Origin of the sequence: Leifsonia aquatica, assembly GCF_014190775.1 — a bacterium.
Lineage (GTDB): Bacteria > Actinomycetota > Actinomycetes > Actinomycetales > Microbacteriaceae > Leifsonia > Leifsonia aquatica.
Map to the genome: position 1 here is coordinate 391,429 of NZ_JACHVP010000001.1, position 24,727 is coordinate 416,155.

Below are 24,727 nucleotides of genomic sequence, written 5' to 3' on the forward strand. Positions count from 1 at the left end.
TTCATGGTAAAGTAACTCGCTGGTGAAACAACAAGGAGGACAAGATGGCGGTATCCGCAGGCGCGCGGCGCTGGATCGGGCTGATCGCGGTCGCGCTCGGCGTGGCCCTGATCGTGGTGGACACGACGATCGTGAACGTGATCACGCCGTCGGTGATCGATGACCTGAAGATCGACTCGAGTCAGGCGCAATGGATCCAGGAGTCGTACGCGATCGTGTTCGCCGCGCTCCTCCTGGTCTCGGGGCGCATCGCCGACCTGCGCGGCGCGCGGACGGTGTTCATCTGGGGCGTCATCGTCTTCGGGCTGACCAGCCTGCTCGCCGGGCTGGCGCCGAACGGTGAGATCCTCATCCTGGCCCGCTTCCTGCAGGGGATCGGGGCGGCGGCCATCCTGCCGACGTCACTGGCGCTGCTGAACCACATGTTCACGGGACCGGCGCGCGGACAGGCGTTCGCGGTCTGGGGCTCCACGATCGGCGCGGCCACCGCGCTCGGCCCGGTGCTCGGCGGCTGGCTCTCCGAGCACGCGTCGTGGCGGTGGGCGTTCGGCATCAACATCCCGCTCACGATCGTCATCCTCGTCATCGCGGCCGTCTTCCTGACCCAGCCGCCGCGATCGCGCGGAGGGATCGACGCGCTCAGCGCCCTCCTCTCCGTCCTGGGCCTCGGGCTGCTGGCATTCGGCCTCGTCGAGGGGCGTGTCTACGGCTGGGTGACGAGCGAGAAGGCGTTCACGCTGTTCGGCGCCACCTGGGACGGGGGACTCTCGCCGGCGTTCGTCGCGCTCGTGCTCTCGATCGTGCTGCTCGCGGTCTTCGTGTGGCGGCAGATCCTGCTGAGCCGGGCCTCCAGCGCCCGCCCGCCGCTGATGGATGTGAAGCTCTTCTCGATCGCCTCGTTCCGCAACGGCAACATCGCGACCATGATCATCGGACTCGGGGAGTTCGGAATCATCGCCGTGCTGCCGCTCTGGCTGCAGTTCACCCTCGACTACTCGCCGTTGGAGGCGGGCGCGACGCTCGTGCCCATCGCGATCGGCAGCTTCGTCGCGAGCGGGATCAGCTTCCCGCTCTCGGAGCGCGTGTCACCGCTGGCCCTCGTGCGCATCGGCCTCGTCCTGGAGGTCGTCGGCCTGGTCGGGCTCGGTGTGGTCGCGGCGGTCACCGACGCGAACTGGTGGTTCATCGCACTCGTGCTGTTCTTCTACGGCATCGGCGTCGGCTTCGCCACGTCGCAGGTCACCAACGTGGTGCTCGCCGATGTGCCCGAGGGGGAGGGCGGGCAGAGCTCCGGCATCCAGAGCACCTTCCGCCAGCTGGGTTCCGCGCTCGGCATCGCGGCGCTGACCACGGTGTTCTTCTCGTCGCTGGGCGGCATCCTTCACGGCAAGCTGACGGATGCCGGGCTCACCGGTGCGGAGGCGACGAAACTCAGCAACGCCGTCACGGACAGCGCGGGCGCCGTGATCGAACCCCTCGCCTCGAACCCGCAGACGGTGTTCGCGGCCGATGCGGCACGGGAGGCCATGACGCAGGCGATCGCGATCGGCTCGTACCTCGCGGCCGGGTTCCTCATCGTCGGCGTGATCGCGACGCTGCTCATCCCGGGCAAGCCGCGCGCTGCAGAGCCGACGGCCGTGGAGACCGCCGCCGCTGCCTCCGGTTCCGCGTCCGAGTAGCGCCCGAGGGGCGACTGCGCCCCCGTGGTACGACTGCGCCCTCGCGACGAGGCGCACTCGTCCCGCGGGGGCGCAGTCGTCTGCGCACTCAGCGGCCGACGGGCGACCTAGGGGCGGCAGGCCTTCACTCCGATGGAGGCGTTGTACGACGCGTACCAGCTGACGAGAGCGCTCGTGTTGTCCGTGATGATCCCGTCGACGCCGGCCGCGGTGGCCGTCGCCCACTCTGCTGCGCTGTTCTTGGTCCACACGAAGACCTTCACCCCGGCATCGTGTGCGGCTTGCACCGTCGCTGCGCTCGGGGTCGTCGACGGGTTGATGCCGGCGAGGTTGCGGCTCTGCGCGGTCCGGATCTGGTCGAGAGCGACGCCGCCGCTCACCAGGAGCATGAGGGGCATCTCGGGATCGACCGTGTGCACCGCGTCCAGGACCGGCTGAGAGAACGCCTGCGTCACGGTGCGGGACTCCACGCCATGAGCGTGCAGGACATCGGTGACGATCCGGGCTCCGTCGACGGTCCACGACGCCTTGTACTCCAGCAGCATCGTCGCGTGGGAGGCCTGCATCCAGCTCGCGACCTCCTCGAGGGTGGGCAGATCGGGGTAGCGGGCGCGGAACTGGGCGAGCGAGATGTCGCCGATCGCATCATGACGGACGACGGGCACGCCGTCGTTCGTCAAGAAGATGTCGATCTCGAAGGCATCCGCTCCGTGCGCGACGGCGTTGGCGATGCCGGCGAGCGTGTTGTCGCCGAACCCGTCGTCACCGTCGTTGCCGCGGTGCGCGACGACGGCCCCCGTGTCCCCGGCGGCGGGGACGCGGTCGGAGGGGAAGCAGGCCAGCGCGGTCACGGTGTAGATGAACGTCGCCGACGCGGTGGCTCCCTCGGCATCGGTCGCGACGATCGTCACCGTCGACGTCCCCGCCGTCGTGGGCGTCCCGGTGACGGATCCTGTCGTCGCGTTCATCGCCAGGCCCTCCGGCAGTCCGGTCGCGGACCAGGTGTAGGCGGGCGCCCCGCCGAGGGCGCTCGGCTTCCACGCGGTGATCGGCGCGTCGGTGACCGCGGTGCGGTCAGCGGCTCCGGCGATCGTCAGCGCGATGGGGGTGGATTCGGGGAGTTGGGTGAGGGTGATGTTGTCGTAGTGGGTGGTGGTGCCGTCGAGGAGGAGGCCGATGGTTCCGGTGGGGGTGCGTTGGAGGGTGCTGGTGGTGGCGATTCTGGCGGGGGTGTCGGTGGTGTTGGGGCTGTAGTGGATTTCGCCGTGGGTGCCGTCGACGCGGATGGTGAGGTGGATGGTCTGGTTGAGGGGGATGGGGGTTTGGGTGGTGCCGAGGGTGTCGGTTCCCCAGCCGGTGTTGGTGGGGGTGCGGGTGCCGAAGGCGACGGTTCCGTTGGTGCGCATCATGGCGTGTTGCCAGGGTCCGCCGGTGGTGGTGGGGTCGATGTCGAGGATGGCGCCTGCCCAGCGGGTGGCGGAGGCGGTGGTGGTGAAGCGCATGGTGAGGTCGAGGCAGTACCGGTCGAGGTGGGGTGCGTCGGTGATGATGCGGGTGGGGTTGGCGGCGGTGGAGGGGCCGGTTCCGGTGAGGGTGCCGTCGGTGATGGACCAGGTGCCGGCTCGGGTCGTCCATCCGTCGGGGATCGCACCGTCGGTGAAGTCCTCGGACATCACCGGAGTCCCAGCAGAGCACGCCGCCGGTTCGGGGAGTTGGGTGAGGGTGATGTTGTCGTAGTGGGTGGTGGTGCCGTCGAGGAGGAGGCCGATGGTTCCGGTGGGGGTGCGTTGGAGGGTGCTGGTGGTGGCGATTCTGGCGGGGGTGTCGGTGGTGTTGGGGCTGTAGTGGATTTCGCCGTGGGTGCCGTCGACGCGGATGGTGAGGTGGATGGTCTGGTTGAGGGGGATGGGGGTTTGGGTGGTGCCGAGGGTGTCGGTTCCCCAGCCGGTGTTGGTGGGGGTGCGGGTGCCGAAGGCGACGGTTCCGTTGGTGCGCATCATGGCGTGTTGCCAGGGTCCGCCGGTGGTGGTGGGGTCGATGTCGAGGATGGCGCCTGCCCAGCGGGTGGCGGAGGCGGTGGTGGTGAAGCGCATGGTGAGGTCGAGGCAGTACCGGTCGAGGTGGGGTGCGTCGGTGATGATGCGGGTGGGGTTGGCGGCGGTGGAGGGGCCGGTTCCGGTGAGGGCGCCGTCGGTGATGGACCAGGTGCCGGCTCGGGTCGTCCATCCGTCGGGGATCGCACCGTCGGTGAAGTCCTCGGACATCACCGGAGTCCCAGCAGAGCACGCCGCCGGGACGACCGTCGGAGGAGCGGTCTCTGCTGAAGCCGGCGACGCTGTCACCAGTGGCGCTGCGAGAGCGGTCGTCAGGGCGAGCAGTCCGGCCAGCCAGTTGGCGCGCGTCGAGAGGGGCACGACGATCCTTCCATCAGGGAAGGAAGCGCCGTCGATTCCTTATGCAACATGTGTACTCGATCTCACACATGTTACATGGAATAAAGGGATCTGGTATTACAGACTGTCGGGGTCCAGGTTCAACTCGGTCCCCTCGAAGACGACCTGCTGCGATCCTGACGACGGCAGGTCGGGGTTGAGCCAGTAGAGGTCCGCGACCTGGATCCCGAAGCGCTGGGCGATGCCCGCCGGGGCGTCTCCCGCGGCGACCGCGTACGTCTTCGGGGCGCCCGACGCCGTGGTCGCCGTCACGGTCCCGCTCGCGCCGGGGTTCGCTCCGTTGTCGACGGGATGCACGTTCGACTGCCGTACCGGAACGGACCAGCGGACCGTATTCACGGCCAGGACCTTGTCGGGGCCGAGCTCCTGCGGCACGCCGTCGAACGACGGGGCCGAGGAGTACGTCACGAGGGCGACCAGGTAGGACGGTTGGCCGACGCTGCCCAGCTTGCTGGACGAGGCCGCCGCCGGGGACGTGGTCGGGCCGCCGAGCTGGAAGTCGCCGACGCCGTGGTAGGTGATCCCGTCGCCGACCTGGGGCGGAGTGTCCAGGAAGGTGACGGACACCGGCACGGGGACGGTCGACGTGAAGCCCGAGAACTGGGCCGAGTAGGTGTTGTCGCCGTTCGACACCACCCGGTAGTGATAGTGGATGCTGCCCTTGGGGGAGGCGACGTCCCCTTCGGCGACGACGGTGCCCGGCGGGACCGGGGTCAGCGTGGGCGGGATGACGGGCGTCGGGGCCGGCGACGACCCGATCCCGGAGCGGGTGGCGTCACCGGTCGGCGTCGGAGTGGGCGTCGGAGTCGCGGTGCGGGTGTGTGTCGGTGTCGGGTGCGGCTTGGCCCCGAAGAGCGCGCATCCGGAGAGCGCGATGAGCGTCGCCGTGACGACGCCGATGGCCGCGATCGATCGTCGCGTGTTTCCCCTGAACATCGTCCCCCTGTCCATCGCCGCCACCCCGCGGCCTCCTCGTCTCCGTGAATCCTAGAGGATCACTCCGCGCCGTTGCGCACTCTCTCGTGCATCCGGCGCGCGGCGGATCCGAGCGCCGCCTCGGCTGCGGGCTGGGCGGAGGCGGGCACGCTCGACGTGCTCAGGGCGACGATAACGAAGCGCGATCCGTCCGCATGCTCGGCGACGCCGGCCTCGTGCCGGAGGTTGAGCAGCGTCCCCGTCTTCGACGCCCACGCCGTGTCGTCGGCCACGATGTCAGGGGCGAGCCGGTGACGGAGGAGGTTGGCGCGGAGGTGCTCGCGGAGCGTGGCGGCGGCGTCGGGGTGCACGCCCCGATCGCTCCAGACCGCCTCGAGCAGGTCGGCGAAGGCGCGAGCCGTCCCGGTGTTGGTGCGGGCGACATCCAGCTGCCGGATCGGATGCCCGTGCGCGGGGGTGCTGCCGCGGATCGCGAGGGTGTGGGCGAGGTGCGCCTCGTCCGGCGCGAACCGCTCCAGCGGGGTGTCAGAGAGATCGGCGAAGGGATGCCGCACGGCGATGCCGCGGACGCCGATCGCCTCCAGATCCGCCATGACCTCGGCGGGCGGGACGAGGCCGAGAAGCGCGTCCGCGGCGCCGTTGTCGCTGATGGTCAGGGCGAGCCCGACCAGATCATCGACGGCGATGACGGACGGATGGCGGAAGCGCGTCGTGCCGGGAAGGGCGCCGGTGGGATCGCCGGCGGGCACCGCGACCGGAGCGGATCCGTCGAGCCGGCCGTCCGCCACGCGCGTGAGCACGGAGAGGGCGATCGGCACCTTGGCGAGTGAGGCGGCGGGCGTCACGACATCGCCATCGAGGTCGAGCTCGCGGCCGGTGCCGAGGTCGCGGACGACGATCGAGGCCCGCAACCCGGCCGCCGCCAGGTCGGTGCGGACCGCGTCGAGGAAGCGCGCGTCATGCATCGGGGTCGGCCTCCATCCCGTCTCCGGACACGCGGACGTGCGCACCGAGCGCGGCGGCGAGCTCGTCGCCGACGGCGTTCACGACCGTCGCGACATCGTTCTCGCTGTCGCCGACGAGGGCGAAGCCGCGCGCGACGCCGAAACCGATGAACCGCCGCCAGTGCAGGCCGAGCTCGCGCGCCTCCCCCTCGGTGCAGAGGAGGAGGTCCCCGTCGGCGAGCACCGAGGCGAGGGAGGCCGTCGTCGAGCCGTCGACGGGGAGCTGGCTCGGCAGCAGGCCGACGGCGAAGGCGGCGCGCACGAGGGCATCCCGGATGTGCGGGACGTCGTCCTCGGGGCCGATGCGCAGTCGCGCTCCGGCGTCGTCGTCGCGGGAACGCGCTGTGCGGCCCGGCCGCAGCTCGTCGAGGCGCAGAGCGTCTCCCGCGGCTCGGCGGCCGGCGGCGCCGAGGTCGGCGGTCCAGGTCGCGGCATCGGGTGCGACGCTCGCGACGGCCAGACGCACACTCCGGGTCGCGGCGAGCTCGGCGCGGTGCGCGGGGTCGTCGGCGCGGAACTCGAGGCGGAGCCCGGCGACGCGGCCTGCGGCATCGACCACGGCGAGCTCCCGTGTGGAGCAGCCGACCGGCACCGCCACCGTCACCGGCCGTAGCCGGGCACGGGCTGCGTCGAGTTCCAGCTCGTCGGCGAGCCGGATGAGGCGCCGCGCGGAGGGGAGGAGGTCACGGGCGAAGGGCGTGAGCACGGCGCTGCGGGCCGTCCGTTCCAGCAGCGGGCTGCCGAGGTGGCCCTCCAACGCCAGGATGCGGCGGCTCGCGACGGACTGCGCCACCTCGAGCGCGGCCGCCGCGCGGGTCACGCTCCCGCGGTCGCCGATCTCGACCAGCACCCGGCACGCAGCGATCAGATCCACGGATCCACCCTAGACGCATGCCCATTCGGCATCGATGGGAGCGTTCCGGTCTTCGACAGGATCGTCGCTGCGAGCGAGGCTGCCCGCATGGACATTCGCAAACGATTCCTCACGGTCACCGGCGGCGTCGCCGTCGCCCTCGCGGTCGCGATCTCGGGATGCGCGGCATCCTCGCTCACGCCGGCCCAGGCCGCTCCGGCCTCGCAGAGCGCAGCGGCGTCGTCTGCCTCGGCGAGCAGCACGAGCAGTACACAGCGCGCGTTCGCGGAACTGGAGCGGACGCACGGGGCGACCCTCGGCGTCACGGCGATCGATACCGGCAACGGACGCACCGTCGCCTACCGCGGCGGGGAGCGCTTCCCGTTCGCTTCGTCGAACAAGACCTTCATCGCGGCCGCGCTGCTCGGGCGATCGTCCGACGCCGACCTCGACCAGGTCGTCCACTACACGAGCGCCGACCTGCTGGACTACGCGCCCATCACCAGCAGATTCGTGGACACCGGGATGACCGTGCGCGAGCTGATCGACGCGATGCTGCGGTTCAGCGACAACACGGCGGCCAACCTCCTCGTCGCGCGACTCGGCGGACCGGACGCCGTCGAGCAGTGGCTGCGCGGCATCGGCGACCGCACGACGAACGTCGACCGCGTCGAGCCGGACCTCAACGAGGCGTTGCCGGGAGACGCGCGCGACACCACCACGCCGGCCCAGTTCGCGAGCGACCTGCGCGCCGTGCTGCTCGGCTCCGCGCTGGAGACGAAGGACCGCACCCTCCTGCGCAACACCATGCTGGACAACACCACGGGCGACGACACGATCCGTGCCGGGGTCGACCCGGCGTGGCCGGTCGCCGACAAGACGGGTACGGGGGAGTACGGGGTGCGCGACGACATCGCCGTGGTCTATCCGGTCGGTCGCGCGCCGATCGTCGTCGTCACGCTGTCGCGTAAGGCGACGCCGGATGCGACGCCGGACAACGCACTGCTGGCCGCCGCCACGAAGACGGCGGTCGCAGCGCTCCGGTGAGCGGGGTCCGTGATCGCTCCGGCGGCTAGCCTGCCGCGCTCACCTCGTCGTCGAGGACCCAGTCCGGGCGCACGTAGTGGCAGGTGTAGCCGCCGGGGTGCTTGCGCAGGTAGTCCTGGTGCTCCTCCTCGGCATCCCAGAACGTGCCGGCGGGCTCGACCTCGGTGACGACCTTGCCCGGCCAGCGCCCGGAGGCGTCGACCTCGGCGATCGTCTCGCGCGCCACGCGCTCCTGCTCGGGCGTGAGGTACAGGATGACCGACCGGTAGCTGGTGCCGACGTCGTTGCCCTGGCGGTTCTTCGTCGTCGGGTCGTGCACCTGGAAGAAGAACTCCAGGAGGTCGCGGTACGAGATCACGGACGGGTCGAAGTCGATCTCGACCGCCTCCGCGTGGTCGCCGTGGTTGCGGTAGGTCGCGTTGTCGGTGTGGCCGCCCGCGTAGCCGACGCGGGTGCCGAGCACTCCGGGCATGTCGCGGATGAGCTCCTGGAGACCCCAGAAGCAGCCGCCGGCGAGGATGGCGCGTTCGGTGGCCATCAGGCGGTCGCCGTCTTCTCGAAGAGGGGTGCGAACTGGCCGTACCCTTCATTCTCGAGGTCGGCCAGCGGCACGAACCGCAGCGCCGCGGAGTTGATGCAGTAGCGCAGGCCGCCCTCATCGGCGGGGCCGTCGTCGAAGACGTGGCCGAGGTGGCTGTCGCCGTGCGACGACCGGACCTCGGTGCGCACCATCCCGAGCGACGTGTCGGAGTTCTCGACGATGTTCTCGGCCGAGAGCGGCTTGGTGAAGCTGGGCCAGCCGCAGCCGCTGTCGTACTTGGTCGTGGAGGCGAAGAGCGGCTCGCCCGACACGACGTCGACGTAGAGCCCCGCATCCTCCTTGTCCCAGAACTCGTTGTCGAACGGCCGCTCGGTGGCGGCCTCCTGGGTCACCGCGAACTGCTCCGGGGTCAGCCGGGCGATCGCGTCCGGATCGCGTGTGTACTGAGCCATCTCGTACGTCCTCTCTGCGTCTTTCACTCGCACCCGCAACGCTACTGCGCCCCGCTGTGCGAGGCCAGGGGACGGGTGTCGCAGCGTCATGGCGCGGCATTCGTGCCGAATGTCGACTTTGGGCCCCGCATTCCCCACATTCGGCACGAATGTCGGCTGGGAGGTTGTCGTGAAAGCCACGCGGGTCGGATTCAGCGATATATCGTTAAGTATCGTTGACGACTCCTGAGGAGGACATCATGAGCGGTTCGAATTCGTTCCCGACCGGAGGCTTCGGCCCCGGCATGACGGCGGACGGCATGTGGCAGGCGTTCGAGCAGTTGCGCTCGACGTTCGAGAAGCGGGTCGGCACCCGGATGGGCCGCGGCGACGTGCGGGCCGCCGTGCTGTCGTTGCTCGCCGAGAAGCCGATGCACGGCTATCAGATCATCCGGGAGATCGAGGAGCGCAGCGGCGGCAGCTGGAAGCCGAGCGCGGGTTCCGTCTACCCGACCCTCCAGCTGCTCGCCGACGAGGGTCTGCTCACGGCCGAGGAGTCGAACGGTCGCAAGACCTACGCCCTCACCGAGGCCGGTCGCGCCGAGGCCGCGGAGGCCGGACCCGCTCCGTGGGAGTCCGGCAGTTCGAGCGGCGGCAGCAGCCCGAGCGACCCGTTCGGCCCCCTCCCCAAGGCGGGCGTCGAGCTGGCGCAGGCGGCCGCCCAGGTGCGCCGCACCGGCACGCCCGAGCAGGTGGCGCAGGCCGTGACCGTGCTCGAGGAGGCGCGGCGCCGCCTGTACTCGATCCTCGCGCAGGACTGACGGGGTGACGTCCGTTCGCCCGGGGGCCGGCGAGCAGGCGGGGGCGGAGGCCGCGGCGGGGGACACGCGCCGCCGCTACCGGCGCATCCTCCGGTTCGCGGGCTGGAACCTCGCGGTCACCTGGTGGTACGAGCTCTTCCTGCCGCGCATCGGGCTGGCGCGCGTCGCCGAGCGCACGCGGTCGAGGCGCATGCAGCGCTTCGCGCAGCGCTTCCACGTGCTCGCCGTCGACCTCGGCGGCCTGATGATCAAAGTCGGGCAGTTCATGTCGTCGCGCCTGGACGTGCTGCCGCCCGAGATCACAGCCGAGCTGGAGGGCCTGCAGGACGAGGTGCCGCCGGTCGCGTTCGGGGCGATCCGCGCGCTGGCCGAGGCCGAGCTGGGTGTGCCCCTCGACAGCGCCTTCGCGTGGGTGGACGAGAACCCCGTGGCCGCGGCCTCCCTCGGCCAGGCGCATCGTGCACGGCTGTCGGCCCAGGATGCCGAGGAGACCGGGCTCGAGGCCGTCGTCATCAAGGTGCAGCGGCCGGGCATCGGCGCGATCGTCGACGTCGACCTGTCGGCACTGCGCCGCGTCGGGCGCTGGCTGAGCCACGTGCGGCTCGTCTCCGACCGCGTGGATGCGCCCGAGCTGGTCGAGGAGTTCGCCCGGACGAGCCTGGAGGAGATCGACTACCTGCACGAGGCCGCGAGCTCGGAGCGGTTCGCGGCAGACTTCACCGCCGACGACCGCGTGGCCGTGCCGGCCGTCGTCTGGGAGCGCACCACCCGCCGCGTGCTCACGCTCGAAGACGTGACGGCGATCAAGATCACCGACGCCGCGTCGCTCCGGGCGGCGGGCATCGATCCGGCCGAGGTCGCCCCGGTGTTCGCGGCGGTGATGTTCGATCAGCTGTTCTCGAACGGGTTCTTCCACGCCGACCCGCACCCCGGCAACATCTTCGTCTCGCCCCTCCCGGACGCTCTCGAGGGTGAGCGGCCGTGGCGACTGACCTTCATCGACTTCGGGATGATGGGGGAGGTGCCGACCACGCTGCGCACCGGCCTGCGCAAGCTCCTGATCGCCGCCGCCTCCCGCGACGGCAAGGGTCTGGTCGACGCGATGCGGGATGTCGGGGTGCTGCTGCCCTCCGCCGACACCTCCCAGCTGGAGCAGGCCATGACGCAGCTCTTCGCGCGGTTCGGCGGCATGGGCTTCGCCGAGCTGCGGGAGGTCGACCCGCGCGAGTTCCGCGACTTCGCCAACCAGTTCGGCGACGTGGTGCGGTCGCTGCCGTTCCAGCTGCCGGAGAACTTCCTGCTCATCGTGCGCGCGATGTCCCTGACGTCGGGCGTGTGCAGTGCGCTCGACCCGGGCTTCAACCTGTGGGACTCGATCGAGCCGTACGCGTCGCAGCTGCTGCGCGACGAGCGCGGCAACGTCGTGCAGGACTTCGCGAAGGAGGCCCTCTCCATCGCGAGCGTCGCGTGGAGGCTGCCGAAACGCGTCGACGCCCTCCTCGATCGCGTCGAGGACGGCAGCATCGCCGTCTCCACGCCGCACCTCGAACGCCGCGTCGACCGCCTCGAACGCACCGCACGGCGGCTCGTCGCGGCCGTGGTCTTCGCCGGCGTGGTGGTCGCCGGAGCGTTGGTGCGGCCGAGCGACACCGTGCTCGGGACCGTCCTGATGGTGGCGTCCGTCGTCCCGCTGGCGGTCGCCGTGTTCGCCGGTCGCCGGAGGTAGTACTTCCACGCACCGGAATGCCGTGCGCACCCCATCCCCATCCCTCCTCCCCAGTGCTTGACTGTGGCCGCCATCAGACGGAACACACTCACTAGGGAAGGCAGACGATGGACACGACAGCGCACACAGCGATCGGGATGACCGACGGGATGCGGGCGGCGAGAGCCGAGACGCGCCGGATCATCGAGGAGAGCAAAGGCGACTTCGTCGCGGAGCAGAAAGAGGTGCTCCTGCGCCTGCACGAAGCGGGCCTGATCACGGCCGAGGAGGTCGAGACCCTCGTTCAGCTCTACCGGCACGTCATCGAGGCGAGCCACGACAAGGGCGACGTCACGCGCTCCTACTTCGACGCGCGAACCGTCCACGACCGATTGGCGGCGAACGTCGCCACCTCACCGGTCGCGCTGGTCGTCGCGGGAGCGACCCTCGGCGCGTTCGAGGTCGAACCCGACCCGGACGGCGGCGCCCCGACCGTCGTCGTGTACCGGGTGAGCTACGGCGGAGCCTTGGCCGGGATCGGCGCCGGACTCGGTGCGCTCCTCGGCGGCCCCGCGGGCGGCGTGCTCGGCGGCCAGATCGGCGGCTTCATCGGCGGGATCATCGACGACAAGAAGGGTGACAAGAAGAAGTAGCGGAGGCGGCTGCCGGGCGGTCCGGCGGGACGGGGAGAAATCGAGTTGACGCGCGTAGACAATGCGCGTAGATTCATCTCACTTCCCGTCAGAGAGGACCCGATGAACGAGCACCCGTCGCCCGACCGCCCCGCTGCGGAGCTGCTCGTGATCGGCTCGGTGAACGAGGACCGCTTCACCTTCGTGGAGCGATTCCCCCTCCCGGGCGAGACGGTCACCGCTCTCGCCGGGCGGCGCGGTCTCGGCGGCAAAGGGGCGAACCAGGCCGTCGCGGCCGCACGCGCCGGCGTCCGGGTGGCCCTCGTGGCCAAGACCGGGACGGACGCGGCGGGTGCCGAGGCCATCGCTGCGCTGACCGCGTTCGGAGTGCGTACGGAGGCCGTCGAGCGCGACGCCCGCGCAGCGACCGGCACCGCCTCGATCGCCGTGGACGCCCGCGGGGAGAACTGGGTCATCGTCGATGCGGGCGCGAACGCCCGGCTCGATGTCGATGACCTCGAGCGTGCGCTCGCTCTGACTGTCACGGCCCCCGTCGTCCTGACCCAGGGGGAGGTCCCCGCGGCGACGATCGCGCAGGCGGCGCACGGCGCGGCCGCCGCCGGCTCCCGGTTCGTGCTCAACCTGGCGCCCGTGGTCGACCTCCCGGACGAGGTGCTGGCCCTGGCCGACCCGCTCGTGGTGAACGAGCACGAGGCGGCGGCCGTCGCGGCGAGCCGTGGATCGGGCGCGCGAGAGCCCGCCGAGCTGCTGGACGCGCTGGCTTCTGTCTCTCGATCAGTGGTCATCACCCTCGGCGCGGCCGGCGCCATCGCGGTGCGCGACGGCGAGACCTGGTCCGTGCCCGGCTTCCCTGCGCAAGCGGTCGTCGACACCACCGGCGCGGGCGACTGCTTCGTCGGCTCTCTCTGCGCCCTGCTCACGCGCGGCGCGGAGCTGCCGGACGCGATGGTCTGGGCGTCCGCGGCGGCGTCCCTGTCCGTCGCGCGCCCCGGAGCGGCCGAGTCGTACCCGACCGTCGACGAGATCGACCGGCTCGTCGTCACCGCGGGGGCGACGGCATGACCGCGAAGCGGGTGACCCGCGGCGATGTCGCGCGTGCGGCGGGCACCTCGGAGGCCGTCGTCAGCTACGTCGTCAACAACGGCCCGCGCCCGGTCGCCGAGGAGACGCGGATGCGGGTCCTCGCCGCCATCAAGACCACCGGGTACCGGCCGAACACGATCGCGAAAGCGCTCGCCTCCGGCTCATCCGGCGTCCTCGGACTCGTGGTCCCCGACATCTCCAACCCCTTCTTCGCCGCGCTCGCCCGCGCCATCGAAGACGAGGTCTTCGCGACCGGCCGCGTGCTCCTGCTCGGCAACTCCGCGGAGAGCGGGCAGCGCGAAGCCCGCCTCATCGACAGCTTCATCGGGCGGCGGGTCGACGGCCTGCTCTACGTCGGCGTCGGCCATCACGCGCACGTGGAGGCCGCCCTCGACGAAGGGACGCCGGTGGTGGTGCTCGACCGCTACGACCCGTCGCTCGGGGTCGCGTCCGTCGTCGTCGACAACTTCGAGGGCGCCGTGATCGCCACCGAGCACCTGATCGGCCACGGCCACCGCCGGATCGCGACCGTCGCAGGGCCGTCCGCCCTGTTCACCGCCGTCGAGCGGATCGGCGGCTGGCGCAAGGCGCTCAAGGCCGCCGGCCTGCCCAACGGGGACGACCTGCTCGTGCAGGCGCCGTTCACCCGCGCGGGCGGCTACGCCGCCGGAACCACGCTCTTCGCCGCCGACGTGCCGGATGCGGTCCTGGTCGCGAGCGAGCAGCAGGCGATCGGCCTGCTCGCGGCCGCGGCCGAGCGCGGCATCCGCGTCCCGGAGGACGTGGCGCTGATCTCGTTCGACGGGACGGACGAGTCGCGCTTCAGCACCCCTCCACTGACCACGGTCACCCAGCCGTTCCATGAGATCGCACGCCACGCCGTGGCGCTCGCGCGTCCCATGGACGCGGGCGAGATCAAGCACCTCACGTGCGAGATGCAGCTCGTCCGACGCCGCTCCTGCGGCTGCCCCTATCCGAAGAATGAGAACCACCAGGCGCCGACCGAGTTGGCGAACACTGAAGACGCCTGGCAGTCCCCACCGAAAGAGGAACCTAGCATGAATCGAACCGTCAGAGTCGCGGGCGCCGTCGTCGCCGCCGCGGCGATGTCGCTCACCGCCGGCTGCACGGCCGGCGGAGGGTCGGGATCGGGCTCCACCGGAACCCAGACCATCACCTTCGTCACCCCGCACCAGGGCGTCTACGACGACGTCATCAAGACCTTCGAGTCGGACCATCCCGACATCAAGGTCGACCTCCAGGTCATCCCGTTCACGGAGATCGCGGCGCAGACCCAGGCCCGCCTCGGATCCAAGGACACCTCGATCGATCTGATCGCCGTCGACCCGCCCCGCCTCCCGTCGATGGTGCAGAAGGGCTTCCTCACGGATGTGTCCTCCGACGCGAAGACGATGAAGGAGGACCTGACCGCGGGCGGCGTGAAGTCCGTCACCTGGAACGACAAGCAGTGGGCGTACCCGCTGTGGACGAGCGACAACTTCCTGTTCTACAACAAGGATCTGCTGGCGGCCGCGGGCGTCACCGCTCCCGGCGCCGACAACGCGAGCCGGTGGACCTGGGAGCAGACGCTCGACGCCGCGAAGAAGGCGCAGGGCGCCGGCGCCCAGTACGGCTTCGCGTTCGAGCAGGTCGACGCCTACTACGCCCTCCAGCCGGTGCTCATGTCGATGGGCGCCGGCACCGGTCTCTCCGGCAGCGGCAACCTCACCCCGGCCGTCGACACCGCCGACTGGAAGAAGTTCGGCGACTGGTACAAGGCCCTGTACTCCGACGGGCTCTCGCCGAAGGGCATCCAGTCGGCGCAGATGCCGGACCTGTTCAAGTCGGGCAAGGTCGCGTTCTACGTCGCGGGTCCGGCGCGCATCACCGACCTGCAGAAGAGCGCTCTCGCCGACAAATGGGGGATGGCACCGCTGCCCTACGAGGAGGGCGGCAAGGTCGTGACCCCGACCGACTCGTGGGCGGTGGGCGTGAGCGCGTACAGCCAGCACAAGGAGGCGGCCCAGGAGTTCGCACGATACCTCTCGCTCGACAGCGACGCGGCGGTCGGCACCTCCACCAAGTTCAACCTCCCGCCGGTCAACCAGAAGGCGTACCCGAAGTACATCCACTACATCGACGGCGTGGCACCGGAGGAGACGACGCAGTACGGCAACGTGCTGACCACCGACTCCGACGAGCACGCCGCGCGCCGCCCCTCCTCGATCGGCTACGCCGACTTCGAGACCGTCGTGAACAAGGCGTTCGCGGACATCCGCTCCGGCGGCGACGTCGGGTCCATCCTGAGCGACGCCCAGAGCGCGCTCGAGCGGCAGCTCGCCCAGTACAAGTGACCCCGTGCGGGGCCGACGACGATCGTCGGCCCCGCACCGTCACCCTGGCCTTCCCCTAAGGACAATCGTGTCTCAGACTTCTGCGATGCCGCGCGCCCGGAACGCCGCCGCATCGACCTCCCGCGCCCGCTCCCGGCGGATCGCGCGCTTCCGCGTGTGGCTCACCGCCGCCGCTTTCCTGCTGCCCGCGATCATCGGGCTGCTCATACTGCGCATCATCCCGACGGTCCAAGCCGTCGGCACCTCCCTCACCAACCAGGTGGGATCCTTCACCTTCGCGAACTTCGGCTACGTGTTCACCGACCCGGCGTTCCTGAACGCCCTCAAGGTGACGCTGCTGTTCGCGATCATCATCAACCCCATCCAGATCGCCCTCGCGCTCTGGCTCGCCGTCGTGCTGACGAAGCGCGTGCCGGGGGTCGGAATCTGGCGCACCCTGATCCTCCTTCCGATCGCCGTGCCGCAGATCGTCTCCGCGATCGTCTGGGGCGTGCTGTTCCGCCCGGACGGCCCGCTCAACGGCATCCTGGAATCCCTGGGCATCGCACCGGTGCCGTGGCTCGTCAGCCCCGACACGGCGCTGCTCTCGATCATGATCATCTGCACCTGGGTCGGAGTCGGGTACTGGATGACGTTCCTGGTCGCCGGGATCAAGGACATCCCGAGCAGCCTGTACGAAGCGGCCGAGCTCGATGGCGCGGGAGGCTGGAAGCAGTTCCTCTACATCACGCTGCCCGGGCTGCGCCGGCCGCTCCTGTTCGTGCTGGTCGCGGACACGGTCGCCAACTTCCTGGTCTTCGCGCCGGTGCGCATCCTGACGCAGGGCGGCCCGCAGGGTTCCACGAACCTCATCATGAACTTCATCTTCGAGCGCGCCTACACGCTCGCCGACCCGGCGGGAGCGGCAGCGGCGACCATCGTCCTCGTGCTCATCGTCGTCTGCGTCGTCGGCGTGCAGTTCCGCCTGCTCCCGGGAAAGGACTGACATGTCCGACGTCATCGACAACCGCCGCCAGCGGCGCGCCGGCCGCATCGCGCTCATCGTGGCCGTGCCCGTCGCGGTGCTCTCCATCCTCCCGCTGCTCTGGGCGCTCATCTCATCGCTGCGCCCGAGCTCCGAGATCTTCGCCCACCTCTCGCCGTTCAGCATCCAAACGATCTGGCCGTCGAGCGTTTCGCTCGACAACTACTTCGCGGTGCTCGACAGCGACTTCACCCGGTCACTCATCAACTCGGTGATCGTCGCGTTCTTCAGCGTGGTGCTCGGCCTCATCGTCTCGTCGCTGGCCGCGTTCGCGCTCGCCGTGCTCGACTTCCCCGGGCGCAGCGCGGTGTTCGCGATCATGGTCGTCAGCTTCCTCGTGCCGTTCGAGGCGATCGCCATCCCCCTGGCCAACACGTTCCGCGACTGGAACCTGCAGAACACCCTCGTCGGCCTCGTCCTCCCCGCCATCGGGAACGGGCTGTCGATCTTCCTCCTCCGGCAGTTCTTCCTGAACATCCCGTACTCGCTGGCCGAAGCGGCGCGGATGGACGGGCTGAGCTGGTTCGGGATCTACCGGCGGATCTACCTGCCGCTCTCCCGCGCCTCCTTGGTCGGCGCCGGGCTCATCCTGTTCGTGTTCCAGTGGCAGTCGTTCCTCTGGCCGTTGCTGATCGCGCCGGCGCCCGACTCCCGCGTCGCACCTGTCGCCATCGCCGACTTCGCACAGGAGTCCGGGGTCGACTTCGGTCAGATGTTCGCGGCGGCGATCCTGACGGCCGCCGTGCCGCTGATCCTGCTCCTCGTGTTCCAGCGCCAGTTCACCGGGTCCCTCGCCTCCTCCGGGAGCAAGGAGTGACCGCCGGGCCCGCGCTCGAGCGGCGCCGCCTGATCATCGACTGCGACCCCGGCAACGGGATGCCCGCGGCAGACATCGACGACGGACTGGCGCTCGCGCTCGCCGCGGCGCGTGCCGATGTGCTGTCCCTGGAGGCGATCACGGTCGTCTCGGGCAACACGCACCGCGATGTCGGCTTCGCGGTCGCCCGCGAGTTCGTCGAGCGCCTCGGCCTCGACGTGCCCGTCTACGCCGGCGCCGAGCGCGCGCTCGTGGAGCCTCCGGCGCCGTGGCGCGATCGGCAGGACGCGAACGAGCATCGGCCGGATGTCGTCGAGGCCTGGCGCGACGTCGCCCGGCCCGGCCCGGCAACGACGGGGGCGCCCGAGGCCGCGCTCCGGATCGTGGAGCTGCTCCGGTCCGCCCCCGGGGAGTTCACGATCGTCGCAATCGGGCCCCTGACCAACATCGCGATGGCCCTCGCCCTGGAGCCGCGGCTCCCGGAGCTGGTGCACGACCTCGTGATCATGGGCGGAGCATTCGATGTGCCCGGGTTTCTGCAGGAGCTCAACTTCGGCATCGATCCGGAGGCCGCGCACCTCGTGCTCACGAGTGGGGCGCCGATCACGCTCGTGCCGCTGGACACGACGTCGCAGACCCTGTTCACCCATGCCGACCTCGACCGGCTGGTCGGCGTCGGCGGGGCGTTGGCGGAATACGTCGTCGAGACGACCCGTCCGTGGATCGACTACGCCGCCGCCTGGCGGAAGATCGACGGCTGCCTGCTCCACGACCCGCTGACCGTGGCGCTGCTGCTCGATCCCGGCATCGCCGAGTACGAGGAGCGGGTCGTCGACGTCGAACTGCTGGGCTCGCTGACCCGGGGGAGGGCGGTGTGGTGGACGGAGGAGAACCTGCGGCTGCACGTCGGCCTCCGGGTTCCGCCCGCAGTGCGGGGCGTGCGGGTGGCGACGCGGGTCGACAACGCGCGCCTGGTCGAGCTGCTGCTCACCGCGTTCGCCAGCGAGACGACCGGTACCGGTGCCGATGCCGTGACTGCCGCATCCGCACGATCGCGATGACGCCGCTCGCCCTGGTCACGGTGGCCGCCGCGATGTTCGTCGGCGCCGTGGCGCAGCGGCTCACCGGGATGGGCTTCGCGCTGGTCGTGTCGCCCTTCCTGGTGCTGCTCCTCGGCCCGTTCGACGGCGTCATGCTGGTGAACCTGGCGAGCATCGTGTCGGCCCTGATCGTGCTGGTCAGCGTGTGGCGGGACGTCGACCCGCGGGCGTACGGCTGGATGGCGTCGGCCGCCGTGGTGGGCGTCGTTCCCGGCGCCCTGCTCGCGGCCCGGGTGGATCCGGCGGTGCTCGAGACGATCGTCGGCGCCGTGCTGCTGGTCTCGCTGACCGCGTCGCTGCTCGTCGCGCGGCTCCCGATCACGCTGAGCGGGCGGGCCCCGCGGCTGGTGGCGGGGTTCGCCTCCGGCCTCATGAACGCGGCCGCGGGCGTGGGCGGCCCGGCGGTGAGCGCCTACGGGATACTGAGCCGGTGGCCGCAGCGCAGTTTCGCCGCGACCCTGCAGCCGTACTTCGCGACCGTCGGACTCGCTTCCGTCGTGGCCAAGCTGATCGTCGCCCCGGGGTCCTTCCCCGACCTCGGCCTCGTCGGCTGGCTGGCCGCCCTCGTCGCGCTGATCGCCGGGGTGATCACGGGCACGCTCGCGGCCCGGCGGCTGCACGTGCGCTGGGCGCGGCTGGCCGTGATCGTGATCGCGTTCGGGGGCGCGGCGGTCGCTCTCGTCTCCGGGATCGTCGACCTCGTGTCCTGACGGGCTCCGGGTCAGGCCGCCCGTCGACGGCGGGTCGACAGTGCGGCCAGCGCAACGCCCACCAGCAGCATCCCGCCGCCGAGCAGTGCCGGGACCGTCGCATCCACGCCCGTGGCGGCGAGGGCGGTCGTCGAGGTGCTCGCGATGGCGGGCACAGCGACGGCCGGCGCCGCGGGTGCCGTCACCGTGATGTCGAGGCGGAGGATGCGCTGCAGGCCGTCCATGCCGACGCCGACGGCGACGAGGCTGTGCGCGCCGGTGAACGTGGCCGGGATCTGGAACGATGCGGCGGCGAAGCCCTGTGGATCCACGGTGACCGGCGCCACGGCGAGCGGGTCGGAGTAGACGCCGAACGCGGTCTGCGTGCCGGGCTGGAAGCCGGAGGCGAGGAGGAGCAGGCTCTGCCCGGCCTTCACCGACGTCGACTCGTCGCCCTTCGACGGCGGCGCGGTCTCCGTGGGTGCCGGGAGGGCCGGTGGCACCGCGGGGGTCGTGGCGGCGACGACGTCGACGGCGGTGGTCGTGGCGACGGCCGCGTCATGCATTGCGGTCTCCAGCGCGACGCTCGCTGCCGTGACGGCCTGTTCGGCGACGTCCGACGCGGTCGTCGCGGCCATTGCGGCGGCGATGGCGGCCTCCAGGGCGTCACCCGCGGTCGTGACCTGCTGCTGCGCCGACGCGACCGCGGCCTGCGCCGCGGTGTACGCCGCGAGCGCTGCATCGTGGTCCGGACCGTCGCCCGGGACCGCCTGGAGGGCGGCCTCCGCGTCGGCGAGCTGCTGCTGGGCGTCGAGCACGCCCTGGTCGGCCAGGCCCTTGGCGGCCTCGGCCGCCTCGCGCGCGCCGGTGGCGGCATCCCGCTTCGCCGCGAGGTCGTCGGCGTGCGCTCGCGCGGCCGTGACGGCGGCCTGCGCGGCATCGGCCGCCGCCGCGAGCTGTCGCGCCGTGGCCGAGGCCGCGGCCGCCCGGGCGGCCGCCTGCTGCGCGGCCGTGAGTGCGGGTTGCGTCTGGAACGCGGGCGGTGGGGCGAAGACGATGCCGGGGTTCGTGGGGATGATGACGGGGGGAGTGGTGACGGTCGGCACGAATCCGAACTGGCCCGCCGCGAAGTTCAGTTGCCCGCCGCCATTGCTCACGTGGATCAGCCCGTCGACGACCTGGACGTAGAGGCCCGGGCTCATGGCACTGGCGCTTGCGCTCGGCCCCGGCAGGACCGGGGTCGCTGGTGTGGCGCTCGCCGGCGCGGCGGCGAGGCCGGCGGCACCGCCGGCGAGCGCGACGGCGGCGAGGACGGCAGCGACGAGACGGCCGGGGCGCCGGCGGAAAGAGACCATTCCGCCAGTCTGGCAGTACCGGCGTGCGGGAAGCGCGACCCCGTTGAGGGGTCGATGGCGCCACTCACTCGCGCAGGATCTCGTCCGCCGTCTCCACCGGATGCGAGAGCGGAGCGAGGTGTCCGCCCGGGATCGCCGTCAGCTCCACGTCGAGCCGGTCCCGGGCGACGGTCCGCTGGAACGCGACGGGGAGGAAGCGGTCGTCGCGCCCGGCCACGGCCCGCACCGGCACCGGCGGCCAGGCGTCGAACGGGCACGGCTCGTCGAAGACGCGCTCGTCCTCGTCGCGCTCCGCGGCATCCAGGGCACGGCGTTGCTCCGGGGTCAGGTCGAGGAGGAAGGCTGCGACCGGGTCGAACGCGGCGTCCGGGTCGCGTCCGGCGGCGAGTTCGGCGGCGCGCACGGCCGCGGTGTGGCCGGTCGCGTCACCCCAGTCGGCTGCGCGCTCGCGCGGCAGGGGGATCATCGCGTTCACGAAGACCAGCCGGGAGACAGGGAGACGCATCGCTGCCGGCGCGGCGGTGAAGCCGCCCAGCGAGAGCGCGCCGAGCACCATGTCGGACGCGTCGCCCGCGGCCTCCGCGACGGCATCGATGTACTCGGCGAGACCGGTGCCCGGGCCGACCGGCAGATCCGGTGCGACCGCATCGACTCCGCGTCGGCGCAACTCATCCACCGTGGCGGACCAGGCGTAGCCCGCGCCACCGCCTCCCGGAACGAGCACGACGCGCACGCCGACAGGGTCGCACGGATGCGACCGGGGGTACAGTCCCGAACCGCCCCGCCGCTATCGTGTGAGGCATGCAGCCGGACCAGACGTCATCGCCCGGAACCCCGCCTCGCGGACTGCGCATCGCCCTCGCGGTCGTGGCCTGGTTCAACCTGGTCTCCGCCGTCATCGGGATGGTCGGCCTCACCATCGGGGGCGGCATGGGCATCCCGCTGGAGTGGGTGGAGGGCACGTTCGACTCGTACTTCTGGCCCGGCATCATCCTGGGCGTGGTGGTCGGCGGGTCCCAGGCCCTCGCGCTGATCGCCTACTACGCGCGGTTCCGGCTGGCGTGGGGGCTGCAGGCCGCGGCCGGGATCGTGATGCTGATCTGGATCTTCATCGAGATCGCGATCATGCTCGTGTGGTCCCCGCTGCACGGCATCTACTTCGCGACCGGGCTCGTGCAGACGGTGCTCGCCGTCCTGGCGCTGGGGGCGTGGCCGCGGCCCTTCCTGGGTAGGGTGGCCGCATGGAAGCCACGAGCGACCGCATCCGCTGGGCAGACGCGCCCGGAGAACTGACCGACGAGATCGGCCGCCTGCTGGGCGGACCGGTCGTCGAGGCCGCCGACCAGACGGGCGGGTACTCGGCCGGATTGGCCGTGCGGGCCGGGACGGCCGGCGGGAGCCGCGCGTTCGTGAAGGCGGCGCCGGCGGAGCTCGGCGGGACGGTCGACCTCTACCGCCGCGAGGCCGAGGTGCTGCGCCGGCTGCCGGACAGTGTTCCGGCACCAGCGCTGCTCGCCACCATCGAGGTGGGGGACTGGTTCGGCCTGGTGACCGAGGAGGTCGATGGACGGCACCCCTCCGCCCCGCCCGCGCACGATGAGCTGCGGGCGATCCTCGACACGATCGGCGAGTTCCCGGACGCCCGTGGTCTGGGCCTGCCCCGGCTCGTGGACGAGCTGCCCTTCGCGGCGTGGCCGACACTGGTCGCCGACCACGCGGACCGTCTCACCGACCTCGAACGGCGCAACGGGGAGCGCCTGACCGCGCTCGCCGCGGCGGCCGGCGACCACCTCGCCGGCGACCGGCTCGTGCACCTCGACGGCCGCGCCGACAACATCCTGCTCGACGCCGGCGACCGGGTCTGGTTCGTCGACTGGGCGTGGGCGTGCGTCGGGTCGCCGTGGATCGACGCGCTGGCGGTGCTGCTGGATGCGCGCCTCAGCGGCTCGGTCGGCACGGGTGCCCTGCTCGCACATCCCCTGTTCGCCGAGGTGCCCGACGTGGCGATCGACGGTGCGCTGGCCGGACTGGCGGGGGAGTTCCGGCTGAGCTCGCTGCAGCCGGCACCGCCGCGGATGCCCGCGCTGCGCGCCTTCCAGGCGGCCGAGGCCCGCGCGGCCAGGGACTGGCTGGCCGAGCGCGGCGCGATCGGGTGAGCCCGGTGCCGGTGACGGCGGCGGTGACGGCCGCGGTCAGAGCGCCTTGCCGTGGAGGTGCGCCGACCCATGGATGCCCACCGAGCCGTGCAACCCACTCGGCGTGTACCGCAGCTCGATGATCTCGTCCGCGGTGGAGCGGTAGAAGACGTTCTGCGTCCCGGCGACGGGATCGGCGAAGGCGGTCGGCGCGGACGCGGCGGGGAAGGATCCCGCGCCGCCGGTCAGCGGGTTCACGTGCCAGCCGGACGGGTCGTTCCAGAACTCGTAGACGACGCCGTCGGCCCCGACGTGGATGACGTTGCGGGTGCCGACGGGCACGGCCGGGTTCGACTCGAACGCGTAGCCGACGGGCGCGAGCCCGGGCATCGGCGACGTGCCGCCCACCTCGGTCGTCAGGTTGGTCGGCGACCAGGCGCCGTTCGTGAACGACTGCTCGTGGATGTCGCGATCCTCGCCCAGCCACGGGACGTGCCGCGTGCCGTCGCCCGCGAATCCGTAGCCGGTGGGATGCGGCAGCGCGTCGCGCGAGGCGCCGACGTTGGGGCCGAGATTGCGGGGCGGACCCCACGCGCCGTTCGTCATCACGTACTCGTACAGCAGCTGATCGTCGCCCACCATCATGAGGTGCTGCGTCTGCGCCGCGTCGAAGGCGTAGCCGCCGGGCGCGACGGCCGCGTGGGGCCCTGTCGCAGTGGTGAGAGGATGCTGCGTCCAGGAGGCATCGTCGCCCGTCCCGCGGCTGAGCAGGTAGACCCTGCGGTACTCGTCGCGGAACACCACGTGCTGCGTGCCGTAGTGCGCCGACGCCCAGCCGAACGGCGGATCGACCGCCCGCACCACCGACGCGGAGGAGTCCGTCAGGTCGCCGTGGTGCCAGCCGTCCGACTGGTACAGCTCGTGGATGTGCCCGTCGTCATCGCTCAGGAAGACGACGTGCTGCGTCCCCTCGCTCTCGAACGCGTAGGCGGACGGGTCGGAGGTCGCCTGCGGCGCGCCTCCCTCGTCCGTGATGTCCTTCGCGTGCCAGACGTCGTCCGTGCCGCAGTACAGCTCGATGAGGTGCCCGGCGGATGCCGAGTCGCCGCTCTGCTGCCGGTAGACGACGTGGCGCGTCGGCTCCGCGGCGAACAGGTAGCCGACGAGCCCGGAGAGCGCCGGAGGCGCACCGAACTTCTGGGTGAGGTTCTGGGTGGTCCAACCCATGTCCTGCTCCCTTCGGAGGATGCAGCACCGGTGGCCGCCGGCCGGCCACCCCCTGTGGCCGGCCGGCATCGACGCCGGTCCCGCCGATCGACGAGGCGGAGAAGGCCGGTGTCGGTCATACGTATCCTGACGGCTGCATGATGCACCCATCGGGGGAGTCGCGGCAACGGGCAATCTCGCTAGTTGGCGTGTATTAACTGCCACTCGACGCACACCCGTCCCAAGGCGCATGATCCTGGCATGAGCGAACTCGACATCACGGCTCCGACGACTCTCGGCCCCGGGCATGTGCCCGGCGGCATCCCGCTCAAGATCCACCTCGGCGAGGCCGAGTACTCCGCCCTGATCCGCATCGCCCAGCACCGGCGAACGAGCGCGTCGCAGCTGGTCGAGCAGCTGGTGCTGCACGCGCTGAGCCACACGCCCGTGCCGCCTCCCGCGGACTCGCAGCCCAAGCGCAAGCACACCAGCTACGAGGAGGCGACGAGCGGCTACCGCGCCGACCCCGTCCCGATCATCCGGCCGGTGCCCTGAGCACGCTCGCCGGTCCTCCTCAGCGCATGTGGGAGAGGGCGCCGAAGAAGAGGGACGCCCAGACGATGAAGAAGCCGACCTGGAACAGTGTGAACAGCGAGCCCAGGAACACGCCGGCCCGTGCGAGCCCACGGCCGCCCTCGCCGGTGATCCGCGTCTGCTTCATCCCGATCGCGCTGAGCACGATCCCGACGACCGGGATGACGAAGGCGGCGATGAAGCCGATGAGGGCGAACGTGTTGGTCTTGGGCACGGCCGCGCCGGGAGTCTGAGTCACGTCCACTTT

The 24,727-nt window shown here is 71.3% G+C and carries 24 protein-coding genes; 14 read left to right on the forward strand and 10 right to left on the reverse strand.

Features of this window, described 5'->3' with window-relative positions:
- Nucleotides 1–44 precede the first annotated feature (44 nt).
- Nucleotides 45–1,679, forward strand: coding sequence for an MFS transporter (locus FHX33_RS01785; RefSeq protein WP_021765024.1), 1,635 nt, complete (start codon nt 45–47; stop codon nt 1,677–1,679).
- A gap of 107 nt (nt 1,680–1,786) precedes the next feature.
- Here FHX33_RS01785 and FHX33_RS22045 read toward each other — a convergent pair whose 3' ends face one another.
- The 4 genes from FHX33_RS22045 to FHX33_RS01805 form a co-directional block, all read right to left on the reverse strand.
- A complete protein-coding gene (locus tag FHX33_RS22045) occupies nt 1,787–4,093 on the reverse strand; it encodes a glycerophosphodiester phosphodiesterase family protein (protein ID WP_183428088.1) in 2,307 nt (768 codons plus the stop codon).
- Nucleotides 4,094–4,189: 96 nt separating this feature from the next.
- Entirely contained in the window at nt 4,190–5,068 is an 879-nt protein-coding gene (locus FHX33_RS01795; RefSeq protein ID WP_051337068.1) for a LysM peptidoglycan-binding domain-containing protein, read from the reverse strand.
- A 59-nt stretch (nt 5,069–5,127) separates the two neighbouring features.
- Nucleotides 5,128–6,033 (reverse strand): serine hydrolase, encoded by a 906-nt coding sequence (locus FHX33_RS01800; RefSeq protein ID WP_021765323.1) that lies wholly within the window; start codon nt 6,031–6,033, stop codon nt 5,128–5,130.
- On the reverse strand, nt 6,026–6,946 hold the full coding sequence (locus tag FHX33_RS01805) for a LysR family transcriptional regulator (RefSeq protein ID WP_183428089.1): 921 nt from the start codon (nt 6,944–6,946) through the stop codon (nt 6,026–6,028). The genes FHX33_RS01800 and FHX33_RS01805 overlap by 8 nt, the downstream gene beginning before the upstream one ends.
- Before the next feature lie 87 nt (nt 6,947–7,033).
- On the opposite strand from FHX33_RS01805, the gene bla reads away from it, so the two are divergent.
- A complete protein-coding gene (bla, locus tag FHX33_RS01810; RefSeq protein WP_021758317.1) occupies nt 7,034–7,972 on the forward strand; it encodes a class A beta-lactamase in 939 nt (312 codons plus the stop codon).
- A 25-nt stretch (nt 7,973–7,997) separates the two neighbouring features.
- Here the strand turns inward: bla and msrA are convergent, their stop codons facing one another.
- Both msrA and msrB read right to left on the reverse strand, forming a co-directional pair.
- Nucleotides 7,998–8,510 carry a peptide-methionine (S)-S-oxide reductase MsrA gene (msrA, locus tag FHX33_RS01815; protein ID WP_021758316.1) on the reverse strand — a complete coding sequence of 171 codons (513 nt, stop codon included), beginning with the start codon at nt 8,508–8,510 and terminating at the stop codon, nt 7,998–8,000.
- On the reverse strand, nt 8,510–8,965 hold the full coding sequence (gene msrB / locus FHX33_RS01820) for a peptide-methionine (R)-S-oxide reductase MsrB (RefSeq protein ID WP_021758315.1): 456 nt from the start codon (nt 8,963–8,965) through the stop codon (nt 8,510–8,512). Before msrB ends, msrA begins: the two co-directional genes overlap by 1 nt.
- Nucleotides 8,966–9,204: 239 nt before the next feature.
- On the opposite strand from msrB, the gene FHX33_RS01825 reads away from it, so the two are divergent.
- From FHX33_RS01825 to FHX33_RS01865, 9 genes are all read left to right on the forward strand, one after another.
- Entirely contained in the window at nt 9,205–9,765 is a 561-nt protein-coding gene (locus FHX33_RS01825) for a PadR family transcriptional regulator (protein ID WP_183428090.1), read from the forward strand.
- 4 nt (nt 9,766–9,769) lie between these two features.
- Nucleotides 9,770–11,491, forward strand: coding sequence for an ABC1 kinase family protein (locus tag FHX33_RS01830; RefSeq protein WP_021763747.1), 1,722 nt, complete (start codon nt 9,770–9,772; stop codon nt 11,489–11,491).
- 107 nt (nt 11,492–11,598) lie between these two features.
- On the forward strand, nt 11,599–12,123 hold the full coding sequence (locus tag FHX33_RS01835; protein WP_021763746.1) for a hypothetical protein: 525 nt from the start codon (nt 11,599–11,601) through the stop codon (nt 12,121–12,123).
- Between the two features lie 102 nt (nt 12,124–12,225).
- Nucleotides 12,226–13,185 (forward strand): ribokinase, encoded by a 960-nt coding sequence (locus FHX33_RS01840; protein WP_183428091.1) that lies wholly within the window; start codon nt 12,226–12,228, stop codon nt 13,183–13,185.
- On the forward strand, nt 13,182–15,560 hold the full coding sequence (locus FHX33_RS01845; RefSeq protein ID WP_021758162.1) for an extracellular solute-binding protein: 2,379 nt from the start codon (nt 13,182–13,184) through the stop codon (nt 15,558–15,560). Before FHX33_RS01840 ends, FHX33_RS01845 begins: the two co-directional genes overlap by 4 nt.
- A gap of 85 nt (nt 15,561–15,645) precedes the next feature.
- Nucleotides 15,646–16,545 (forward strand): carbohydrate ABC transporter permease, encoded by a 900-nt coding sequence (locus tag FHX33_RS01850; protein ID WP_021758163.1) that lies wholly within the window; start codon nt 15,646–15,648, stop codon nt 16,543–16,545.
- 1 nt (nt 16,546) lies between these two features.
- Nucleotides 16,547–17,401: a carbohydrate ABC transporter permease gene (locus tag FHX33_RS01855; protein WP_021758164.1), complete on the forward strand. Its 855-nt coding sequence runs from the start codon at nt 16,547–16,549 to the stop codon at nt 17,399–17,401.
- The gene (locus tag FHX33_RS01860) at nt 17,398–18,462 is read left to right on the forward strand and encodes a nucleoside hydrolase (RefSeq protein WP_221209314.1); all 1,065 of its coding nucleotides are present in this window, start codon (nt 17,398–17,400) and stop codon (nt 18,460–18,462) included. The genes FHX33_RS01855 and FHX33_RS01860 overlap by 4 nt, the downstream gene beginning before the upstream one ends.
- A complete protein-coding gene (locus FHX33_RS01865) occupies nt 18,459–19,211 on the forward strand; it encodes a sulfite exporter TauE/SafE family protein (protein ID WP_021764895.1) in 753 nt (250 codons plus the stop codon). The genes FHX33_RS01860 and FHX33_RS01865 overlap by 4 nt, the downstream gene beginning before the upstream one ends.
- Before the next feature lie 11 nt (nt 19,212–19,222).
- Here the strand turns inward: FHX33_RS01865 and FHX33_RS01870 are convergent, their stop codons facing one another.
- Entirely contained in the window at nt 19,223–20,545 is a 1,323-nt protein-coding gene (locus FHX33_RS01870) for a hypothetical protein (protein WP_183428092.1), read from the reverse strand.
- A 64-nt stretch (nt 20,546–20,609) separates the two neighbouring features.
- Complete coding sequence (locus FHX33_RS01875; RefSeq protein ID WP_183428093.1) at nt 20,610–21,278, reverse strand: alpha/beta fold hydrolase; 669 nt, start codon at nt 21,276–21,278, stop codon at nt 20,610–20,612.
- Between the two features lie 68 nt (nt 21,279–21,346).
- Between FHX33_RS01875 and FHX33_RS01880 the strand changes: the two genes are divergently transcribed.
- On the forward strand, nt 21,347–21,838 hold the full coding sequence (locus tag FHX33_RS01880) for a hypothetical protein (RefSeq protein WP_021765695.1): 492 nt from the start codon (nt 21,347–21,349) through the stop codon (nt 21,836–21,838).
- A complete protein-coding gene (locus FHX33_RS01885; RefSeq protein ID WP_183428094.1) occupies nt 21,787–22,701 on the forward strand; it encodes a phosphotransferase family protein in 915 nt (304 codons plus the stop codon). Before FHX33_RS01880 ends, FHX33_RS01885 begins: the two co-directional genes overlap by 52 nt.
- Before the next feature lie 36 nt (nt 22,702–22,737).
- Here FHX33_RS01885 and FHX33_RS01890 read toward each other — a convergent pair whose 3' ends face one another.
- Complete coding sequence (locus tag FHX33_RS01890; RefSeq protein ID WP_039923594.1) at nt 22,738–23,907, reverse strand: hypothetical protein; 1,170 nt, start codon at nt 23,905–23,907, stop codon at nt 22,738–22,740.
- 240 nt (nt 23,908–24,147) lie between these two features.
- Here FHX33_RS01890 and FHX33_RS01895 point away from each other — a divergent pair, with 240 nt between their 5' ends.
- The gene (locus FHX33_RS01895) at nt 24,148–24,441 is read left to right on the forward strand and encodes a hypothetical protein (RefSeq protein WP_021764840.1); all 294 of its coding nucleotides are present in this window, start codon (nt 24,148–24,150) and stop codon (nt 24,439–24,441) included.
- A 19-nt stretch (nt 24,442–24,460) separates the two neighbouring features.
- Here FHX33_RS01895 and FHX33_RS01900 read toward each other — a convergent pair whose 3' ends face one another.
- On the reverse strand, nt 24,461–24,718 hold the full coding sequence (locus tag FHX33_RS01900) for a DUF4190 domain-containing protein (RefSeq protein WP_246396855.1): 258 nt from the start codon (nt 24,716–24,718) through the stop codon (nt 24,461–24,463).
- Nucleotides 24,719–24,727 lie beyond the last annotated feature (9 nt).